This is a genomic window from Brevundimonas sp. (genome assembly GCF_035627055.1).
Lineage (GTDB): Bacteria > Pseudomonadota > Alphaproteobacteria > Caulobacterales > Caulobacteraceae > Brevundimonas.
Genome location: NZ_DASPMM010000006.1, coordinates 18,687 through 35,576 on the forward strand (window position 1 = coordinate 18,687; position 16,890 = coordinate 35,576).

At 70.1% G+C, this 16,890-nt stretch carries 19 protein-coding genes, 3 tRNA genes and 1 pseudogene; 21 read left to right on the top strand and 2 right to left on the bottom strand.

The features are described 5' to 3' along the window. Positions 1-64 precede the first annotated feature (64 nt). The 4 genes from VEA98_RS02200 (at position 65) to VEA98_RS02215 (ending at position 2,759) form a co-directional block, all read left to right on the top strand. The gene (locus tag VEA98_RS02200; protein WP_324810745.1) at positions 65-499 is read left to right on the top strand and encodes a response regulator; all 435 of its coding nucleotides are present in this window, start codon (positions 65-67) and stop codon (positions 497-499) included. Between the two features lie 5 nt (positions 500-504). Then, positions 505-1,764, top strand: a complete 1,260-nt coding sequence (locus VEA98_RS02205) for a TadE/TadG family type IV pilus assembly protein (RefSeq protein ID WP_324810747.1) — start codon at positions 505-507, stop codon at positions 1,762-1,764. An 11-nt stretch (positions 1,765-1,775) separates the two neighbouring features. Then, a complete protein-coding gene (locus tag VEA98_RS02210) occupies positions 1,776-2,276 on the top strand; it encodes a hypothetical protein (RefSeq protein WP_324810749.1) in 501 nt (166 codons plus the stop codon). Positions 2,277-2,366: 90 nt separating this feature from the next. Further along, positions 2,367-2,759: a hypothetical protein gene (locus VEA98_RS02215; protein WP_324810750.1), complete on the top strand. Its 393-nt coding sequence runs from the start codon at positions 2,367-2,369 to the stop codon at positions 2,757-2,759. A 14-nt stretch (positions 2,760-2,773) separates the two neighbouring features. On the opposite strand, the gene VEA98_RS02220 is transcribed toward VEA98_RS02215, so the two are convergent. Then, on the bottom strand, positions 2,774-4,756 hold the full coding sequence (locus VEA98_RS02220; RefSeq protein WP_324810752.1) for an acetyl/propionyl/methylcrotonyl-CoA carboxylase subunit alpha: 1,983 nt from the start codon (positions 4,754-4,756) through the stop codon (positions 2,774-2,776). 182 nt (positions 4,757-4,938) lie between these two features. Between VEA98_RS02220 and VEA98_RS02225 the strand changes: the two genes are divergently transcribed. The 3 genes from VEA98_RS02225 (at position 4,939) to VEA98_RS02235 (ending at position 7,730) form a co-directional block, all read left to right on the top strand. Beyond that, a complete protein-coding gene (locus VEA98_RS02225; protein ID WP_324810754.1) occupies positions 4,939-6,441 on the top strand; it encodes a hypothetical protein in 1,503 nt (500 codons plus the stop codon). A 163-nt stretch (positions 6,442-6,604) separates the two neighbouring features. Beyond that, positions 6,605-7,090, top strand: coding sequence for a peptide-methionine (R)-S-oxide reductase MsrB (msrB, locus tag VEA98_RS02230; RefSeq protein ID WP_324810756.1), 486 nt, complete (start codon positions 6,605-6,607; stop codon positions 7,088-7,090). Positions 7,091-7,139: 49 nt separating this feature from the next. Beyond that, entirely contained in the window at positions 7,140-7,730 is a 591-nt protein-coding gene (locus VEA98_RS02235; protein WP_324810758.1) for a hypothetical protein, read from the top strand. Between the two features lie 38 nt (positions 7,731-7,768). Here VEA98_RS02235 and VEA98_RS02240 read toward each other — a convergent pair. Continuing rightward, positions 7,769-7,843 (bottom strand) — tRNA-Thr (locus VEA98_RS02240). A 395-nt stretch (positions 7,844-8,238) separates the two neighbouring features. On the opposite strand from VEA98_RS02240, the gene murA reads away from it, so the two are divergent. The 14 genes and pseudogenes from murA to VEA98_RS02310 all read left to right on the top strand — a co-directional run. After that, positions 8,239-9,528, top strand: a complete 1,290-nt coding sequence (gene murA, locus VEA98_RS02245) for a UDP-N-acetylglucosamine 1-carboxyvinyltransferase (RefSeq protein WP_324810760.1) — start codon at positions 8,239-8,241, stop codon at positions 9,526-9,528. Continuing rightward, complete coding sequence (locus tag VEA98_RS02250; protein ID WP_324810763.1) at positions 9,518-9,994, top strand: DUF2948 family protein; 477 nt, start codon at positions 9,518-9,520, stop codon at positions 9,992-9,994. The genes murA and VEA98_RS02250 overlap by 11 nt, the downstream gene beginning before the upstream one ends. Further along, the gene (locus VEA98_RS02255) at positions 9,991-10,455 is read left to right on the top strand and encodes a UPF0262 family protein (protein WP_324810765.1); all 465 of its coding nucleotides are present in this window, start codon (positions 9,991-9,993) and stop codon (positions 10,453-10,455) included. The genes VEA98_RS02250 and VEA98_RS02255 overlap by 4 nt, the downstream gene beginning before the upstream one ends. Before the next feature lie 204 nt (positions 10,456-10,659). Continuing rightward, entirely contained in the window at positions 10,660-10,878 is a 219-nt protein-coding gene (infA, locus tag VEA98_RS02260) for a translation initiation factor IF-1 (protein ID WP_008261544.1), read from the top strand. 9 nt (positions 10,879-10,887) lie between these two features. Beyond that, positions 10,888-11,469 carry a nucleoside triphosphate pyrophosphatase gene (locus VEA98_RS02265; RefSeq protein WP_324810768.1) on the top strand — a complete coding sequence of 194 codons (582 nt, stop codon included), beginning with the start codon at positions 10,888-10,890 and terminating at the stop codon, positions 11,467-11,469. Further along, complete coding sequence (locus VEA98_RS02270; protein WP_324810769.1) at positions 11,466-12,497, top strand: RNA-binding protein; 1,032 nt, start codon at positions 11,466-11,468, stop codon at positions 12,495-12,497. Before VEA98_RS02265 ends, VEA98_RS02270 begins: the two co-directional genes overlap by 4 nt. 4 nt (positions 12,498-12,501) lie before the next feature. Beyond that, on the top strand, positions 12,502-12,666 hold the full coding sequence (locus VEA98_RS02275) for a DNA gyrase inhibitor YacG (RefSeq protein ID WP_324810771.1): 165 nt from the start codon (positions 12,502-12,504) through the stop codon (positions 12,664-12,666). Between the two features lie 63 nt (positions 12,667-12,729). Beyond that, positions 12,730-12,805 (top strand) — tRNA-Phe (locus VEA98_RS02280). Positions 12,806-13,188: 383 nt separating this feature from the next. Next, on the top strand, positions 13,189-14,094 hold the full coding sequence (locus tag VEA98_RS02285; RefSeq protein WP_324810773.1) for a MotA/TolQ/ExbB proton channel family protein: 906 nt from the start codon (positions 13,189-13,191) through the stop codon (positions 14,092-14,094). A 5-nt stretch (positions 14,095-14,099) separates the two neighbouring features. Then, the gene (locus VEA98_RS02290) at positions 14,100-14,543 is read left to right on the top strand and encodes a biopolymer transporter ExbD (protein WP_324810774.1); all 444 of its coding nucleotides are present in this window, start codon (positions 14,100-14,102) and stop codon (positions 14,541-14,543) included. Between the two features lie 13 nt (positions 14,544-14,556). Then, positions 14,557-15,276 carry a TonB family protein gene (locus VEA98_RS02295; RefSeq protein WP_324810776.1) on the top strand — a complete coding sequence of 240 codons (720 nt, stop codon included), beginning with the start codon at positions 14,557-14,559 and terminating at the stop codon, positions 15,274-15,276. 115 nt (positions 15,277-15,391) lie between these two features. Then, entirely contained in the window at positions 15,392-16,138 is a 747-nt protein-coding gene (locus tag VEA98_RS02300; protein ID WP_324810778.1) for a M48 family metallopeptidase, read from the top strand. Between the two features lie 222 nt (positions 16,139-16,360). Further along, positions 16,361-16,437, top strand: a tRNA-His gene (locus VEA98_RS02305). Between the two features lie 22 nt (positions 16,438-16,459). Continuing rightward, positions 16,460-16,888 (top strand): annotated as a pseudogene (locus VEA98_RS02310) (methyltransferase domain-containing protein); the annotation flags it as partial. Positions 16,889-16,890: the final 2 nt, after the last annotated feature.

Consider the following 16,890-nt stretch of genomic DNA (forward strand, 5'->3'; position numbering starts at 1 on the left):
GACGCTTAATGAGGACCAGTAGGGGCGGGCTGAGGGGCCGGTTTGCGGCCGCCGAGGGATCCCAATGAGTGGTTTTTTCTACGTGCTGGATGACGAGGCGAGGATCCTGTTCGTCGATGACGACCCGATTCTCCGGGAGTTCGCCCAGGTGAACCTGGCCAGCCCGAACACCACCATCGATGTGACCAGCGGCGGGGCCGAGGCCCTGCAGGCGCTGCGCGCGCAGGCCTATGACGTCGTCCTGCTCGACCTCGAGATGCCCGGCCTCGACGGTTTCGAGACCCTGACGCAGATCCGCGCCGACCCGGCCCTGGCCCACGTCCCGGTCATCGTGCAGACCGGCCGCGAGGACGTCGAGGCGATCGACCGCTGCTTCCGACTCGGCGCCACCTCCTTCGTGATGAAGCCGCTGAACTGGCGCCTGCTCAGCTATCAGGTGCGCTATGTGCTGCGGGCCGAGCGTCAGGCGCGGGCCGGCCCCGTCCGGGCGGTAGCGTGATGGGCGTGCTTGCGGCCTTTTCGGGATTCCTGGGGCGTTTCAGGCGCTCGCGGGACGGCTCCATCGCCCTGAAATTCGCCCTGCTCGGTCCGGCCGTCCTGCTGGTCGGCGTCGGGGCCATCGACCTGCTGGCGGTCAACGCCGCGGACACCCGGCTGCAGGCCATCGCCGATTCCGGCGCCCTCGCCGGCGCACCCTCGCTGGCGCTGGCCACCGACGGGACCGAGGCGCGCGAGCGGGCCGCCAGTTTCATTGACGCCCAGATGGAGGAGTGGGGCGACGAGGCCCCGACCTATACCGCCACCTATGAGATCGTCGACCGTATGGGCCAGCGCGCCCTGCGGGTGCTGCTCAAGGGCCACCGGCCGTCCTTCTTCGCCAGCATGCTTCCGCCCGGGGGCTGGAATTTCAACGCCGAGGCGGTGGCCAGCTCCGTCGGCCTGGTGCCCCTGTGCGTCCTCGTCACCGGCAAGACGGGGAACAAGCTGCTCAACATCCAGGACTCCGGCCGCATGAACGCCCCGGCTTGCCTGGTCCATTCCAACCGCGACATCCTTGTCGAGGGCGGCATGATCGACGCCGCCTCGGTGCAGGCCGTGACCACCGCCGGCGGCATGATCAGCCCGTCGCCCAGCACCGGCGCCGCCTCGATCGACGACCCCTTCGCCAGCCTCGACATCGACAAGGCCAACGGCCTCGGCCTGCTGTGCACCGTCGCCGACCTGCTCAACCGGGTGAAGGTCTCGTCCGGCGTCCACACCATCCCGCCCGGCCGCCACTGCGGCGGCGTCGAGGCCATCGGCGACGCCCGCATCGTCCTGGCCCCCGGGGAGCATTTCTTCCTCAAGGGCAGCCTGGTCATCAAGGAGAACGCCCGGCTGGAAGGCGTCGACGTGGTGCTGTTCTTCGACAGCGCCTCCAGCTTCACCTTCACCGACAACGCCCTGGTGTCGCTGGACGGTCGTAAATCCGGCCCCTACGCCGGCATCGTCATGGGCAGCTCCCGCAACAATCAGCAGAATTTCATCATCTCAGCCGACAACGTCGAGAGCCTGCTGGGCGTCCTCTACGTCCCCTCGGCCCGGCTGATCGTCGAGGGCAACGCCGACGTGGCCCGCGACAGCGCCTGGACCGTCATCGTCGCCAAGGAGGTCCAGCTGAAGGGCTCTCCGTCGCTGTTCATCAACGCCAATTACGACGCGTCCAACGTGCCGGTCCCGGCCGGCGTCGGACCCCGCGCCGGCGGCGTCCGTCTGATCGAGTAGAGAGCCCGCCCATGGCGATGGAAGCCGAAGTCATCACCGAACGCCTCGAGGGCGACCACGACGTCGAGCGTCGGGCCCGCACCGAGCGCCGACGCCGGGAGCGGCGCAAGCCGGGCAACCGCGTCAACCGCGCCGCCCCCAACCAGTCGCTGATCAAGGTATTCGGCGCCTTCGGCGTGGCCATCATGAGCGCGGTCCTGACCCTGACCGTCCTCGCCGGCGAGATGCTGGCCCTGCACATCCCGGCCCTCGCCCTGACCTTGCAGGGCGTGCTGCTGGGCGGCGCCGTGCTGATGATCGCCCTCGGCTCGATCGAGCAGCGGCTGATCGAGATCCGGCTGGAGCTGATGATGATGAACGGCGGCCGGAGGGCGGGCGACGATCGACGGCGCGATGACCGGCGCAGGGCGGGCGAGGAGCGGCGTGGGGACCAGGGCGGCGGCCCGGATGCGGCCCCGGAAGAGCGGCGAGGCCGGGGCGCGGCGGGGAGCTCGCGCAATCAGAAGAGCTAGGCCCCCGGGGCGCCGGGCGAGCCGTCCGCCGCTTGCCGGTCGCCTCGCCCTCCTGCATCCTCGCCTCCGCTCAGCTCCAAGGACCGGCTCATGCGCCTCCCGCTCTTGCTCGCCTCTATCGCCGCCGCGGGCCTGACGGCCGGGTCAGCCGTCGCACAGGACGCCCCTGCGCCGACGGAAGCGGGGCGGTACGGCGCGGCGCTTGGGCGGATGCTGCACGAGATCGGGTGGCAGCGCTGTCCGGCGGACATCATGGGCGAGGCGCTGCGCGCCGCCTGCACCGAGCAGCTGCCGCAGCTGACGCCGGCGCTCGCCGACCTCGGAACCATCGACGGCGTGACCTTCGTCGAGGCGGGCGAACAGCCCCCTTACGGCCGGGTCGAGGCGTGGACCGTCCAGTTCAGCGTCGGCCACACCATGACCTGGGTGGTCGGGGGCGAGCGGGACGGCCGCTTCGACATCCTCTATCCCGTCGGCGGCTGAGGCGGCGGCGCCGCCTATTCGAACTCCACCAGCACGTCGTCCGCAGCCACCGGGTCGCCGGCAGCGGCGCTGACGGCCTTGACCAGCCCGTCGCGCTCGGCCTTGAGGATGTTCTGCATCTTCATGGCCTCGATGATGGCGACCGTTTCGCCGGTCTTGACCTCCTGGCCGACCGCGACGGGAATGGCGACGACGAGCCCGGGCATCGGGGACTGGATCAGCTTCGAGGTGTCGGCGGCCTGTTTTTCCGGCAGGCGGGCGTAGAGGGCGGCGACGGCGGGGGTGAGCACGCGGACGCGGGCCCGGGCGGCCCGATGCCGGATGACGAAGCCGTCGGCGACGCGGGCGACCTCGGCGGTGAAGGGCTCGCCGTCGAGCAGGGCGCGGAACTGGGCCTGGCCGGGCCGCCAGTCGATGTCGGAGAGCTGCAGGGCCCGGTCCTCGCCGGCGAGGTCGAGGGTCAGGGCCTCGTCGTCGTCATAGCCGAGGGTGACGCCGTGGGCCTCCGGACCGATCAGGACGATCCAGTCGGTGCGGTTGGACGGATCGCCGGACAGCTCGGTCAGGATCTCGTTCATGGCCGCGGCGGCGGCGATGAGGATGTCGGTCTGGCGCCGCGTGGGGGCGAGGCCGTGGAAGCCGTCGGGGAACTCGTCCTTGATGTAGCTGGTCGAGATCTGGCCCGAGCGGAAGCGCGGCTGGTCCATGACGGCGGCGAGGAAGGGGACGTTGTGGCCGACGCCCTGCAGGTGGGTGTCCTCCAGCGCCCGGGCCATGCCGTCGATGGCGGCGTCGCGGGTCTCGCCCCAGGCGCACAGCTTGGCGATCATCGGGTCGTAGAACATGCTGATCTCGTCGCCCTCGCGGACGCCCGAATCGTTGCGCACGGCGTAGTCGCCCTGGTCGCCTTCCTCGGCCGTGTCGTAGCGGACGAGGCGGCCGATGCTGGGCAGGAAGCCGCGGTAGGGGTCCTCGGCGTAGACGCGGCTCTCGATGGCCCAGCCGCTGATGGCCAGGTCGGACTGTTTGAAGGCCAGGGTCTCGCCCCAGGCGGAACGGATCATCTGCTCGACCAGATCGACGCCGGTGATCAGTTCGGTGACCGGATGCTCGACCTGCAGCCGGGTGTTCATCTCGAGGAAGTAGAAGGACTTGTCCTGACCGGCGACGAACTCGACGGTGCCGGCGGAGTCGTAGTTCACGGCCCTGGCCAGGGCGACGGCCTGGGCGCCCATGGCCGCGCGTGTCGCCTCGTCGAGCAGGGGGGAGGGGGCCTCCTCGATGACCTTCTGGTTGCGGCGCTGGATCGAGCATTCGCGCTCGAACAGGTGGACGACATCGCCGTGCTTGTCGCCCAGCACCTGGATCTCGATGTGGCGCGGGTCGACGATGAATTTCTCGAGGAAGACGCGGTCGTCGCCGAAGGCGTTCAGCGCCTCGGCCTTCACGGCGGCGAAGCCCTCGGCCATGTCGGCGTCGGAATGGGCGACGCGGATGCCCTTGCCGCCGCCGCCGGCCGAGGCCTTGATCATGATCGGATAGCCGATCTGGTTGGCGATGCGGACGGCCTCTTCCGTCGTCTCGATCAGGCCCATGTGGCCGGGGACGGTGGAGACGCCGGCCTCGGCGGCCAGTTTCTTGGAGCTGATCTTGTCGCCCATGGCCTCGATGGCCTCGGGGTTGGGGCCGATGAAGGCGATGCCCTCGTCGCGCAGGCGCCGGGCGAAGCCGGCGTTCTCGCTGAGGAAGCCGAAGCCCGGATGGACCGCCTCGGCCCCGGTCTGGCGCACCGCCTCGATGATCCGGTCGGCGAGCAGGTAGGACTGGTTGGCCGGGGCCGGGCCGATCAGCACCGATTCGTCGGCCATCTCGACCGCCAGCGACCCCGCATCGGCCTCGGAATAGACCTGCACCGTGGCGATCCCCATGCGGCGGCAGGTCTTGATGATGCGGACGGCGATCTCGCCGCGGTTGGCGATCAGGATCTTGGAGAACATGAGTCTGGGGCTCTGAAGCGAACGTGATCCGCCGGTGAGGGCGTCGCCCCGATTAGGCCGCGATCCGGGGCGAGTAAACCGGAGGGGGCGTTCATCCGGACGGGGTACGGGCTTGGCAAGGCCGGCTCCTATGGGCTTTAACGCTGCCCGTTCCCTGTTCCACGGCCCCGGAGCCAGACTTGATGTCCCGTATCCTCCCCGTCGCCGCGACCGCGGCCCTGACCCTGGCGCTGGGCGCCGGCTCCGTCTCCGCGCAGGACTTCCGCGCCCTGGCGCGTCAGGACCTGCAGGCCGCCCATGACCAGCTGGCCGCCAACCATCCCGCGCCGGTCGTGCCGGGCCAGGCCAGCGACACCTTCCGCGCCTGGCTGGACCGCGGCCTGCAGGAGGCGATGTCGAAGGCCGGCCAGGCCAACAGCGGCTCCAGCCACGCCTATCTGCTGCGCTACTACGCCGCCGGCTTCCGCGATTCGAACATCGTCATCCGCCCGAGCTACGAGACCGCCGCCGACCGCTTCTCGGCCACCAACTGGGCCGGGGTGACCACCGGCTGGCGCGACGGCAAATATGTGGTGACCTATGTGCAGCCGGGCCTGCGCGGCCTGCCGCCGGTCGGCGCGGTGGTCACCGAGTGCAATGCGACGCCGATCGAGGACTACGCCCGGGCCAAGCTGGACCTGTGGGAAGGCGACCTGAACACCGAGGCCGGCCGGATCACCACCGCCCCCTATCTGCTGTGGAACCGCAACAACCCGTTCGCCGGCGGCGTGCCCTCGACCTGCAAGTTCAAGGTCGGCAACCGCCGCGAGCGCGACTACGAGATGCGGCCGCAGCTGGCCACGGCCACGCCGGCCAATCTCGAGGCGGCCTATCGCGCCACCCTGTACACCCCGGGACCCGTGCCGCTGTCGGTCGAGTCGGTCAACGGCCGGCCGTGGATCAACGTCCATTCGTTCGCCGACAGCGCCGGCTGGGACGCCTTCAACGCCCAGCTGGAGGGCCAGCTGGCCACGATCCGCGGGCCGCAGGGCTTCGTGCTGGACCTGCGCGGCGGCAGCGGGGCCTCGAACCTCGGCTCGACGGCGCGCGGCTACGGCGTGCTGAACCGCCTCTGGACCTCGGAATTCACCCAGAGCCGCCAGCCGACCGGCGGCGACTTCACCTATCGCGCCACCGCCGGGAACCGCCAGTGGTACGCCGACGTGATCGGCCGGATGCAGCAGGACGCCCGCTTCGTCTATGAGGCGCCGGAGGTGATCGAGCAGACCCAGGCCATCCTCGCCGCCTTCGACGCCGCCATCGCCGCGGGCCAGCCGAGCTTCACCCAACCGCAGGCCGCCACGGCCGCCGATCCGAACGCCGCCAATCCGGTGCAGGGACCGGTGGTGGTGCTGGTCGACGCGGGCTGCTCGGGCGGCTGCCTGGACACGCTGGACCTGCTGAGCCGCCTGCCCAACGTGCGCATCGCCGGCACGACCACGGCCCCGGACTCGATCTTCATCGAACAGACCGTGACCCGGCTGCCGTCGACCTATGCCGACCTGAGCTATGGCCACAAGGCCTGGACGTCGCGCCAGCGCGGCAACAACCAGCCGTTCATCCCGGCGCAGGGCCTGACCTACACCGGCAACCCGGTGGACGAGACCGCCGTCCGCACCTGGGTGGGGAGCCTTTTCGGCTCCTAAGCGAGATGATCTCCCTCCCCCTTGTGGGGAGGGTGGATCGCGAAGCGAGACGGGTGGGGCGCGGACGTACCCCACCCTGTCGCCGCGTTGCGGCGACATCCCTCCCCATGAAGGGGAGGGAGAAGGGGTGGAACCCTCGTCCGGCCCTTCCTATTTCGAAGCCATGACCGACATCGCCCCGACCCTGCGCTCGCCCTCGGGCTTCGACCTGACGCCGCCCGACGAGGCCCAGCGGGCCCGGCTGGAGGCCGACCTGTCGCCGGAGGAGCGGCGGGTCCTGCTGGCCCACGGCACCGAGGCGCCGTTCTGCGGCACGCTGCTGGGCGAGAAGCGGCCCGGGGTGTTCTGCTGCCGCGAGTGCGGCCTGCCGCTGTTCCGGGCCGGAACCAAGTTCGAGAGCGGCACCGGCTGGCCCAGCTTCACCGAGCCGGTCGACCCCACCCATGTGGAGGCGGTCACCGACCGCTCGCACGGCATGACCCGGACGGAGACGCGCTGCGCCCGCTGCGGCAGCCATCAGGGCCATGTCTTTCCGGACGGTCCGCCGCCCACCGGCCTGCGCTACTGCATCAATTCGGTGGCCCTGGCCTTCGTCCCGGACGGCGAGGCGCTGCCGGATCCGCTGGGCCGCGGGGACGGGCGCGCCTGACCTTGGCCGCATTTGAGGCTAGGGTGGGTTTCCCGCAGGAGTCGAACCCATGCTGATCACCGCGTTGCTGATGGCCGCCCTCCTGCCGGGCGCCGCGACGCCGGGCGAGCCGGGCGCCGATCCGGACAGCGTGGTGGCCACCGCCCCGGCGACCGCCGTCGCCCTCGACGCCGCGGCGGGGCCCGTGGCGCCTTCGGTGAACGACGCCGCCCCGGCCATGGACCCCCATGGCCTGAACACCGACCAGCAGATCGCACAATGGCTGGCGGCCCGCGCCCCGGTGGAAACGCGTTCCGGCGAGACGGAATTCTGGCGCGACGATCGCAAGCCGCACGGCGAGGTCAGCCTCGGCATCGGCACGGGCGGCTATCGCGACTATGGCGCGGCGGTGTCGTTGCCGATCGGCGAGAGCGGGCGGCTGGATATCAGCGTCCGCCAGGTCGAGAACGGCCTGTATCCCTACGGATACGGCTACGGCCGGGGCTACGGCTATGAGCCGTATTTCGATGACGGCGGCTATGTCTTCCCCGGCGCCGCCCGGGCCGGCGCGGCGGCGGAGTACGAGGGCCGCCTGGCTCGCCCCGAAGGCCCGCCCTGGGCGCGACTGGCGCCCGTGCCGCAACCGCCGGCCGCGGAATAGAAAAAGGCCCGATCCGGCGGATCGGGCCTTTTGCTTAGTGGTGCCGCCGGGGGGAATCGAACCCACGACCTCAGCCTTACCAAGGATGCGCTCTACCACTGAGCTACGGCGGCCGTCACTGAGGAAGCGGCCCTATAGCCAACGGTGGACAATGGGGGAAGCCCCGATTTCCCCCGCTTGCGAAAAAGGTTCCGGAAGGGTCTGATCGAGCCATGGACGAGTCGAAGATTCCAGCGCCCCTGCCTGACCTTCCGCCTAGCCTGCCGGATCCGTTGGCGCCGCCGAAGACGCCCGCGACGGCGCGGGCCCAGCGGCTCGCCACGGCGTTGCGGGCCAATTTGAAGCGGCGCAAGGCGGCGGCCCGGCCGCCCAGGGCCACGAAGCCAAGCAACTGAATGTCATCGGCCGTACGGTGCAGGCGGCCTTTCGCAACCCCCGTCGTCCGGGCTAGATAGCCGGCCCCCCGGCGCCCGAGGCAGATCGCTTCGGGCCGGCCAACAGAGACGACATGGACAGCATCGCCATCCAAGGCGGCGCCCGGCTGAACGGATCCATTCCGGTCAGCGGCGCCAAGAATTCCGCCCTCAAGCTGATGGCCGCCTCGATCCTGACCGATCAGCCGCTGCGCCTGACCAACATGCCGCGGCTGGCCGACACCAAATTCCTGGGTCGGCTGCTGCGCGAACTGGGGGTCGAGGTCACCGAGAACGGGGACGGCGGCGAGCAGGAGACGCTGTTCCACGCCGCCGGGATCAAATCGACCTTCGCCCCGTACGACCTGGTCCGGCAGATGCGGGCCTCGTTCAATGTGCTGGGGCCGCTGCTGGCCCGCACCGGCGAGGCCAAGGTGTCGCTGCCGGGCGGCTGCACCATCGGGGCCCGGCCGGTCGATCTGCACCTGCAGGCGCTGACCGCCATGGGCGTCGAGATCGAACTGGACGAGGGCTATGTCATCGCGCGCGCCCCGAACGGGCTGAAGGGGGCCGAGATCGAGTTCCCGTTCGTCTCGGTCGGGGCGACCGAGCACGCCCTGCTGGCGGCGGTGCTGGCCGATGGCGTGACGGTGCTGAAAAAGGCCGCCCGCGAGCCGGAGATCGGCGACCTGGCCCGGTGCCTCGTGGCCATGGGGGCCAGGGTGGACGGCATCGATACGGACGAGCTGGTCATCACCGGCGTCGGCTCGCTGGGCGGGACGACCTGGTCGGTGATTCCCGACCGGATCGAGATGGGCTCCTACGCGGTGGCCGCGGCCATGGCCGGCGGCGAGGTCCGGCTGACCAAGGCGCGGCCGGAGCTGATGACGGCGCTGAGCGAGAAGATGGTCGAGGCGGGGGTCGAGGTCACGCCGACCGCCGACGGCGTCATCGTCAGGCGCGACCCGACCCGGCGGCTGAAGGCCGTCAATGTCGCGACCGAGGTCTATCCGGGCTTCGCCACCGACCTGCAGGCCCAGTTCATGGCCCTGATGACCACCGCCGAGGGCGACAGCGTCATCCACGAGAACATCTTCGAGAACCGCTTCATGCACGCGCCCGAGCTGATGCGGCTGGGCGCCGACATCCACGTTCACGCCGGCGAGGCGGTGGTGAAGGGCGTCGAGGTCCTGCACGGGGCCCAGGTCATGGCCACGGACCTGAGGGCCTCGGTCAGCCTGGTCATCGCCGGCCTGGCCGCCGAGGGCGAAACCACGGTCGGACGCGTGTATCATCTGGATCGCGGGTTCGAGCGGCTGGAAGAGAAGCTCGGCGCCTGCGGCGCGCAAATCCGCCGGATCAAGGGCGAGGACCATGAGCACTGAGGCGGCCGCCGCCGACGACACGCCCGCGGGAACGGCCGCAGAGCCGTTGCGCCTGCTGGCCGAGGACGCCGACGACCTGCACATCATCTCGGCGGCGCTGCAGGACGCGATCCTGCGTCCGGTCGATATCGTCTGGGAGCCGTCGGCGCGGCGCGTGACCCTGGCGCTGAGCCGGTTCTGCTGGGAATGCGGCGGCACGCGGGTGATGTCGGCGATGCAGTTCGGCGACGTGATATCGGTCAAGAGCCGGCGGCTGCCACGCGGGCCGGAGCACGCCCTGGAGCTGCTGGCCATGGATTTCGAGCCGGGCGAGGCGCCGGGAGGACGGGTGACCCTGATGTTCGCCGGCGGCGGCGACCTGCGCATCGACGTGGAATGCCTCGACGCGGTGCTGACCGATCTGTCCGAGCGCTGGCCGGCCAGGCTTGCGCCCACCCACGAGGCCGAAGGTCCGGAGCCGGCGTGAGCGAGCACCGCCTGTCGTCAATCGAGCTGGACACGGCCACCCTTCCCGCCGCCACCGCAGAGATCGAGCACGAGCGCCGGGTGGCCATCTTCGATCTGATCGAGAAGAACAGCTTCGAGCCCGTGGGCGGGAACGGCGGACCTTACCGGCTGACCCTGTCGCTGCTGGACGGGCGGCTGGTGTTCGACATCGCGGGGCCGGACTTCGCCAAGGCCCACGGCCTGTCGCTGAACCCGCTGAACAAGGTGGTGAAGGACTATATCGCCATCTGCGACAGCTATTACGAAGCGCTGCGGGGCGCCGACGCGGGCAAGATCGAGGCGGTCGACATGGGCCGGCGCGGCCTGCACAACGAGGGCGCCGAGCTGCTGAAGGCCCGGCTGGACGGCAAGATCGCCATCGACCACGAGACGGCGCGGCGGCTGTTCACCCTGGTGACGGCGCTGTACCGGCGGGGATAGGGAGTGAAGAGTGCTAGTGAGCAAGTCGTGAGCGAAGGGACGCCGCGGTTCCGCCATCCAGCTCACCCCTTGCTCACTAACACTCTTCACTCTCGCTGCCGCCTCGACTAACCGCCGATTTTGGTGCATTAGCGCCCCCTCCAAACGACGCGCGCTCCGCCCGGCGCGCGTCCAGACTCGTATTCACAGGGCGCGAGAGGCCGCATGGCTAAGGAAGAACTGCTCGAGTTTCCCGGCACCGTCAGCGAACTGCTGCCGAACGCCACGTTTCGCGTGACGCTCGAGAACGACCACGAGATCATCGCCCACACCGCGGGCAAGATGCGCAAGAACCGCATCCGCGTGCTGGCCGGCGACAAGGTCCTGGTCGAGATGACGCCCTACGACCTGACCAAGGGCCGCATCACCTACCGCTTCAAGTAAGGACGGGGCGTGACCGCCCGTCCGGAACTTGTGCTGGCCTCGGCCAGCCCGCGCCGCGTGGAGCTGCTGGCGCGGATCGGGATCGCTCCCGACCGAATCGAACCCGCCGACATCGACGAGACGCCGCTGAAGGACGAGACGCCGCCGCGCCTCGCCGCCCGGCTGGCGCGCGGCAAGGCCGGGGTTGTCGCCGCCCGGGCGCCCGAAGCCGTGGTGCTGGCCGCCGACACCGTGGTGGCGGTGGGGCGTCGGCTGCTGGAGAAGGCGGCCGACGAGGCCGAGGCGGTCCGGTTCCTGAAACTGCTGTCGGGGCGCAACCACCGGGTCTTCACCGGCGTCGCCGTGGCGGCGGGCGGGACCATCCGGCATCGGGTGGTCGAGGCGCGGGTCTCGTTCAAGGTGCTGTCGGAGGGCGAAATCGCCGCCTATGCCCGCTCCGGCGAATGGCGCGGCAAGGCCGGGGGCTACGGGATCCAGGGCCGGGCCGGGGCCTTCGTGACCCGCATCGTCGGCAGCTATCCGGCCATCGTCGGCCTGCCGCTGTTCGAGACCGTCAACCTGCTGGCCGGGGCCGGCTGGCGGGCCGAGTGAGCGAGCTCGAGGCCTTTCTGGACGAAACGCCCGGAGAGACCCGGGGCGTGGTCGTCCGGAACGGCCGGTTCGAACGCCTCCTTATACAAAGAGAGAGCGACGCGGCGCAGCACCGGCTGGGGGCGCGGTCGGTCGGCCGGATCGCGGCGGTCGACGGGGGGCTGAGGGGCGCCTTCGTCGACCTCGGCGCCGGCGAGCCGTTCGGCTTCCTGCCGCTGCGCAAGAGCGACCATGCCGCGGCGGGCGCCAAGGTGGAGGTCGAGGTCTCGGCCGAGCCGCGCGAGCACAAGGGGCCGACCCTGAGGCTGGTCGGGCCGGGGGAGGGCGAGCCGCGGCTGCTGAAGGCCGGGGCCACCGTGGCGGAGAGTCTGGCGGCGCTGGCGCCCGGCACGGAGGCGCGCACCGGGGCGGCGGCGATTCGCGCGGCCCTCGAGGCGGAGGAGGAGGCGCTCGCCCCCGGCGGGTTGTTCGCCCATCTGGGCGTGCGGCTGGCCGTGGAGCGGACGCGGGCGCTGGTCGCGGTGGATATCGATCACGCCGCGGCGCCGGGCCGGGAGGGGCGGCGCGACAAGGCGCGGGCCAATCGCGACGGGCTGATGCAGGCGGCGCGGATGATCCGGCTGAAGGGCTGGGGCGGGCTGGTGGCGATCGACCTGGTCGGGACCGGGCACGACGGGGCGGCGATGCTGGCGGCAGCCCGGGCGGCGTTCGGCGACGATCCGGAGATCGCCTGGGGCCCCGTGAACCGCTTCGGCGTGCTGATGCTGTCGCTGCCGTGGCGGACCACGCCGGTCGAGGAGCGGCTGCTGGGGCCGGGCGATCGGCCGACGCTGGCGACGCGGGCCATCGACGCGGCGCGGCGGCTGCGGCTTGCGCTGGCGCAGGACACCGCCACGCCCTATCTGACCGTGCGTTGCCCGCCCGCCGTGGCCGCCGCGGTGGAACCGCTGGCGGCGCGGCTGGGCCCGCGGGCTAGGGTGAAGGCCGATCAGGCGCTTGCCGACGACGTGCAAATCGATTTGAGCTGAGACGATGGCGACCTGTCCGATCTGCCGGCGCGCGCCGGCTGACCCGAAATACAAGCCGTTCTGCAGCAAACGCTGCGCGGACGTGGATCTGCAGCGCTGGTTCGCCGGCTCCTATGCCGTTCCGGGCCCCCCCGACGAGACGCCGCCGGACGACGACCGCGAAGGCTGACAAGACCGCTGGACACCTGAAAACGGCTCGCCTATAGACGCCGCTCTCGCGAATGGACGCCTCGCCTGGGTAGCTCAGTTGGTAGAGCAGCGGATTGAAAATCCGCGTGTCGGTGGTTCGAATCCGCCCCCAGGCACCATCGTTTCCCGCCCGGCCGGAAATCGGTGTCATCGCATCATGAAAATGTCGTTTTCGGCCTGAATCCTCGGCTTTGAACGCGCTTGCTCTCCCTCAAGGGGAAAAGCGCCGTTGCGCACTTGACGCTCTGGTATGCGTTCGCCAAAGGAGCTTGACCGCTTTCCTTGGCAAGCGGTCGGCGGGGACGGGATTAGCCATATCCCACGCCGTCGACACCGCCCCGGAAGCCGACAGGCAACCGGAAGCGTCAGGAGGCGTTCCGCAGACCGGGGTTCCACAAACCCCCGGCGCTGCAGACGAGATTTTCATGGAGGGGCGGGCGTCGTCTGCGGCCGTTCCTCAGGGTTCCACGAGTCAGACCAAAAAAGCAGGAACTGGCGAACTATGCTCGATATCAAGAAGACCAACATCCTCCTGGCCATGGCCGGCGCCGCCGTGCTGATGGCCGGTACGCCGGTCCTCGCGCAGGATGCCGCCGCCCCGGCCGCCGCTCCGGCGGCCACGGCCCCCGCCGCGACCACCGCGGCCCCCGCTGCGACCCCGACCGACGCGGCCCCGGCCGCCGCCGACGCGGAAGCCGCTGCTGAAGGCGAAGGCGGCGGCAACAAGCTGACCCCCGCCAAGATGTTCATGGAAGCGGACATCGTCGTTAAGGTCGTGATGATCGGCCTGCTGCTGGCGTCCGTGTTCACCTGGGTGATCCTGCTCATCAAACTGTTCGAGTTCGGCGCCCTGAACCGCAGCACCGACCGCTTCCTGGAAGCCTTCCGCCAGACCCGCACGATCGCCGACATGCGTCGCGTGGCCACCTCGGAAGAGTTCGAAGGCAACCCGCTGGCCGACATGGCCGCCGCGGCCACCGACGAAGTCGAACTGTCGCGTCAGGCGGGCCTGTCGGTCACCGGCGACCACCGCGACTCGGCGCTGAACCGCGCCCAGGCCGCCGTGTCCGCCGTCCAGTCCGGCCTGGCCAAGCGCCTGTCGGGCGGCCAGCAGTTCATGGCCTCCGTCGGTTCGACGGCTCCGTTCATCGGTCTGTTCGGCACGGTTTACGGCGTCATGAACTCGTTCATCGGCATCGCGAACACCAACACGACCAACCTGGCCTCGGTCGCCCCGGGTATCTCGGAAGCGCTGCTGGCCACCGGCATCGGCCTGTTCGCCGCTATCCCGGCGGTTATCTTCTACAACTACTTCAACACCCGCATCGCGGCCTACGGCACCCGTTCGGACGGCTTCAACGCCGAGCTGATGAACGCCGTGTCGCGTAACCTCGACAAGGGGGCGTAACCCGGATGGCCGCCAAACTTTCCGGTGGCGGCGGCGGCAAGTACGCCATCGAGCAGAACAGCGAGATCAACGTCACGCCGTTCGTGGACATCATGCTTGTCCTGCTCATCATCTTCATGGTGGCGGCTCCGCTCGCCACCGTGTCGGTGGTGGTGAAACTGCCGGTCGCGGTCGCCGAACCGCAAGAGAATCCGCCCAAGCCCTTCTTCGTCTCGATCCAGGCCAATTCGAAGGTCTACATCGGCGACAACGAAATCCTGGAAGGGCCCGACGGGGTCGGCGCGGCCCTGCTCGGCCTGATCGGCAACAAGACGCCGTCGGACGAGCGGATCTTCATCCGGTCGGATCAGACGACCCGGTACGGCGACTTCATGCAGGTCATGAATTCGCTCCAGGACAGTGGTTTCTACAGCGTCGCCCTGGTCGGCGAAGAGCAGACGACGAAGTAGGAGCGGTGAGAGCATGACTGAAGTCGAATATCATCGCAGCCTCTACGATCCGCCGAAGCAGAAGGGCATCTTCGGTGTCCCTCCGCACGTGTTCATCGCCAGTATCGTGGTGGTGTGCCTGTTCTTCGGACTGCTCGCCTTCTATTTCATCAATGCGCAGTTCAAGCTGCGTGAGGTGCACTATTCGGACGATGCGGTCGACGTTGAGCTGATCGAGCCGATTCCGCCGCCGCCTCCGCCCCCGCCGCCCCCGCCGCCGCCGCCCGAAACGGCGCCGCCGCCGAAGCTGCAGGTGCGGGTGCCCGCTCCTCTTCCGGTGACCCTGCCGGTGCCGCCTCTGCCGGTGCCGCCGACGCCGAAAGAAGACCGGATCGCCTCGACGATCCCGCCGGGCCGTATCGATGGGCCGGTGACGGTCCCGCTGCCGCCTCCGCCGCCGAAGCCGTCGGTGATCACCAACCCGAGCTGGGCCCGCCAGCCGCCGATCGAATACCCGGAACGCGCCCAGTCGCGCGGCATCGAGAGCGGTACGGTGGTCCTGAACTGCCTGGTGAACCAGAACGGCAGCGTGTCGGACTGCAACATCGTGTCGGAAAGCCCGTCCGGCGCCGGTTTCGGATCCGCCGCCCTGGCCGGCGCACGGCGAGCCCGGCTGTCGCCGCGGACCGTCGACGGCGCCGCCGTCAATGCGCGGGTGACCTTCACCACCCGGTTCCAGCTCCCCAGGGACTGACCGGCGATACAGTAAAGCGGAACGCCCCGGTCCCTGCGGCCGGGGCGTTTTCGTGCGTGGTGGAGCGTTGCGCCGCTTCGGACGTTGTGCGGCGAGCCTGAAAACGGAGCCCGCCATGAAACGCCCCCTGACCCTGGCCATCGCCGCCGCCGCCGCCCTGACCGCCGCCGGCTGCGCCTACAACGAGACCCTCGGGCGCAACCAGTTCCTGATCGTCGACGACGGCGCCCTGACGCAGCAGTCCGAGGCGGCCTGGGCCGAGGCGCTGCGCACCCAGCCGACCTCGTCGGACGCCGCCGCCAACGCCCGCATCCGCCGCGTCGGCGCCCGCATCGTCGAAGCCGCCGGCCTGACCGACCGCAGCTGGGACTACGCGGTCTTCGTCAGCCAGAGCCCGAACGCCTTCGTCCTGCCGTCGGGCAAGATCGGCGTGACCACCGGGCTGCTGAGCCTGGTGCGCAATGACGACCAGCTGGCCGCGGTGCTAGGCCATGAGGTCGGGCACGTGGTGGCCCGGCATGCGGCGGAGCGCTATTCCTCCTCGGCGGCGACCAGCCTGGTCTTGAGCGGGGTGCAGAGCGCCGCCGGCGACTACGCCAAGGCGGCGGGGGCGATCGGCGGCCTGGGGGCCCAGCTGGGCGTGCTGCTGCCGTTCTCGCGCCGGCACGAGCTGGAGGCCGACCGGCTCGGCGTCGACTATCTGCAGCGCGCCGGGTACCGCCCCTCCGAAGCGATCGCCCTGTGGCGGCTGATGGCCGAGCAGCGTCAGGGCTCGACGCCGGAGTTCGCCTCGACCCACCCGTCGGACGCCAGCCGGATCGCAGCGCTGGAAGAGTATATCGCGTCGAAGGGGTGGAGCTGAGGCAGGAGGCGGCGGGCAGTAGGCAGCAGGCAGCAGGCAGCAGGCAGCAGGGGGCCGGCGAGGAGCGGCAGGATGACGGGGTCGCCTTCCCGCAGCCATCCTCCAGCTTCTGTCGGACCCGGCGCCTCTTACCTGCTGCCTGCTGCCTGTTGCCTGCTTCTTTCAAATCCACCTTGATCGGCGCCAGCGACACGGCTAGATACGCCGCTCGCGCGGATATGTGCAGCCTTAGCTCAGCTGGTTAGAGCGCCGGTTTGTGGAGCCGGAGGTCCTCAGTTCAATCCTGAGAGGCTGTACCATCCCCGTCCAGGGGGAGCCGTGATGACCAGGACCGCGCCCGCGTGGGACCCCCTCCAGTACTGTCGTTTCGACCGCGAGCGGGACCGCGCCGCGCATGACCTGATCGCGCGTCTGCCGGACGATCTCGCGCCTGGGGAGGTCTGGGATCTGGGCTGCGGGGCGGGGCAGCATGCGGTCTCATTGAAACGACGTTATCCCGGGGCCCGGGTGCATGGACTGGATACCAGCGAGGCCATGCTGGCGCAGGCGAGAGCGCTCGGCGGGGAAGTGGACTGGCGGCCGGGCGATATCGCCGGCTGGGCTCCGGAGGGACCGGTCGACCTGATCTTCGCCAATGCGTCCTTGCACTGGCTGCCCGATCACGAGGCGTTGCTGCGGCGGCTGACCCGGGCGCTGGCGCCCGGCGGGGTGATCGCGGTGCAGATGCCGATGGCGCATGAGACGCGGCACCA

Excerpts from the sequence above, each read along its gene's own strand:
- VEA98_RS02300 (WP_324810778.1), top strand. The coding sequence starts at position 15,392 with ATGAAACGCCCCCTGACCCTGGCCATCGCCGCCGCCGCCGCCCTGACC.
- VEA98_RS02285 (WP_324810773.1), top strand. The coding sequence starts at position 13,189 with ATGCTCGATATCAAGAAGACCAACATCCTCCTGGCCATGGCCGGCGCC.
- VEA98_RS02225 (WP_324810754.1), top strand. The coding sequence starts at position 4,939 with ATGTCCCGTATCCTCCCCGTCGCCGCGACCGCGGCCCTGACCCTGGCG.
- murA (WP_324810760.1), top strand. The coding sequence starts at position 8,239 with ATGGACAGCATCGCCATCCAAGGCGGCGCCCGGCTGAACGGATCCATT.
- VEA98_RS02295 (WP_324810776.1), top strand. The coding sequence starts at position 14,557 with ATGACTGAAGTCGAATATCATCGCAGCCTCTACGATCCGCCGAAGCAG.
- VEA98_RS02200 (WP_324810745.1), top strand. The coding sequence starts at position 65 with ATGAGTGGTTTTTTCTACGTGCTGGATGACGAGGCGAGGATCCTGTTC.
- infA (WP_008261544.1), top strand. The coding sequence starts at position 10,660 with ATGGCTAAGGAAGAACTGCTCGAGTTTCCCGGCACCGTCAGCGAACTG.
- VEA98_RS02275 (WP_324810771.1), top strand. The coding sequence starts at position 12,502 with ATGGCGACCTGTCCGATCTGCCGGCGCGCGCCGGCTGACCCGAAATAC.
- msrB (WP_324810756.1), top strand. The coding sequence starts at position 6,605 with ATGACCGACATCGCCCCGACCCTGCGCTCGCCCTCGGGCTTCGACCTG.
- VEA98_RS02215 (WP_324810750.1), top strand. The coding sequence starts at position 2,367 with ATGCGCCTCCCGCTCTTGCTCGCCTCTATCGCCGCCGCGGGCCTGACG.
- VEA98_RS02235 (WP_324810758.1), top strand. The coding sequence starts at position 7,140 with ATGCTGATCACCGCGTTGCTGATGGCCGCCCTCCTGCCGGGCGCCGCG.
- VEA98_RS02220 (WP_324810752.1), bottom strand. The coding sequence starts at position 4,756 with ATGTTCTCCAAGATCCTGATCGCCAACCGCGGCGAGATCGCCGTCCGC.
- VEA98_RS02250 (WP_324810763.1), top strand. The coding sequence starts at position 9,518 with ATGAGCACTGAGGCGGCCGCCGCCGACGACACGCCCGCGGGAACGGCC.
- VEA98_RS02210 (WP_324810749.1), top strand. The coding sequence starts at position 1,776 with ATGGCGATGGAAGCCGAAGTCATCACCGAACGCCTCGAGGGCGACCAC.
- VEA98_RS02290 (WP_324810774.1), top strand. The coding sequence starts at position 14,100 with ATGGCCGCCAAACTTTCCGGTGGCGGCGGCGGCAAGTACGCCATCGAG.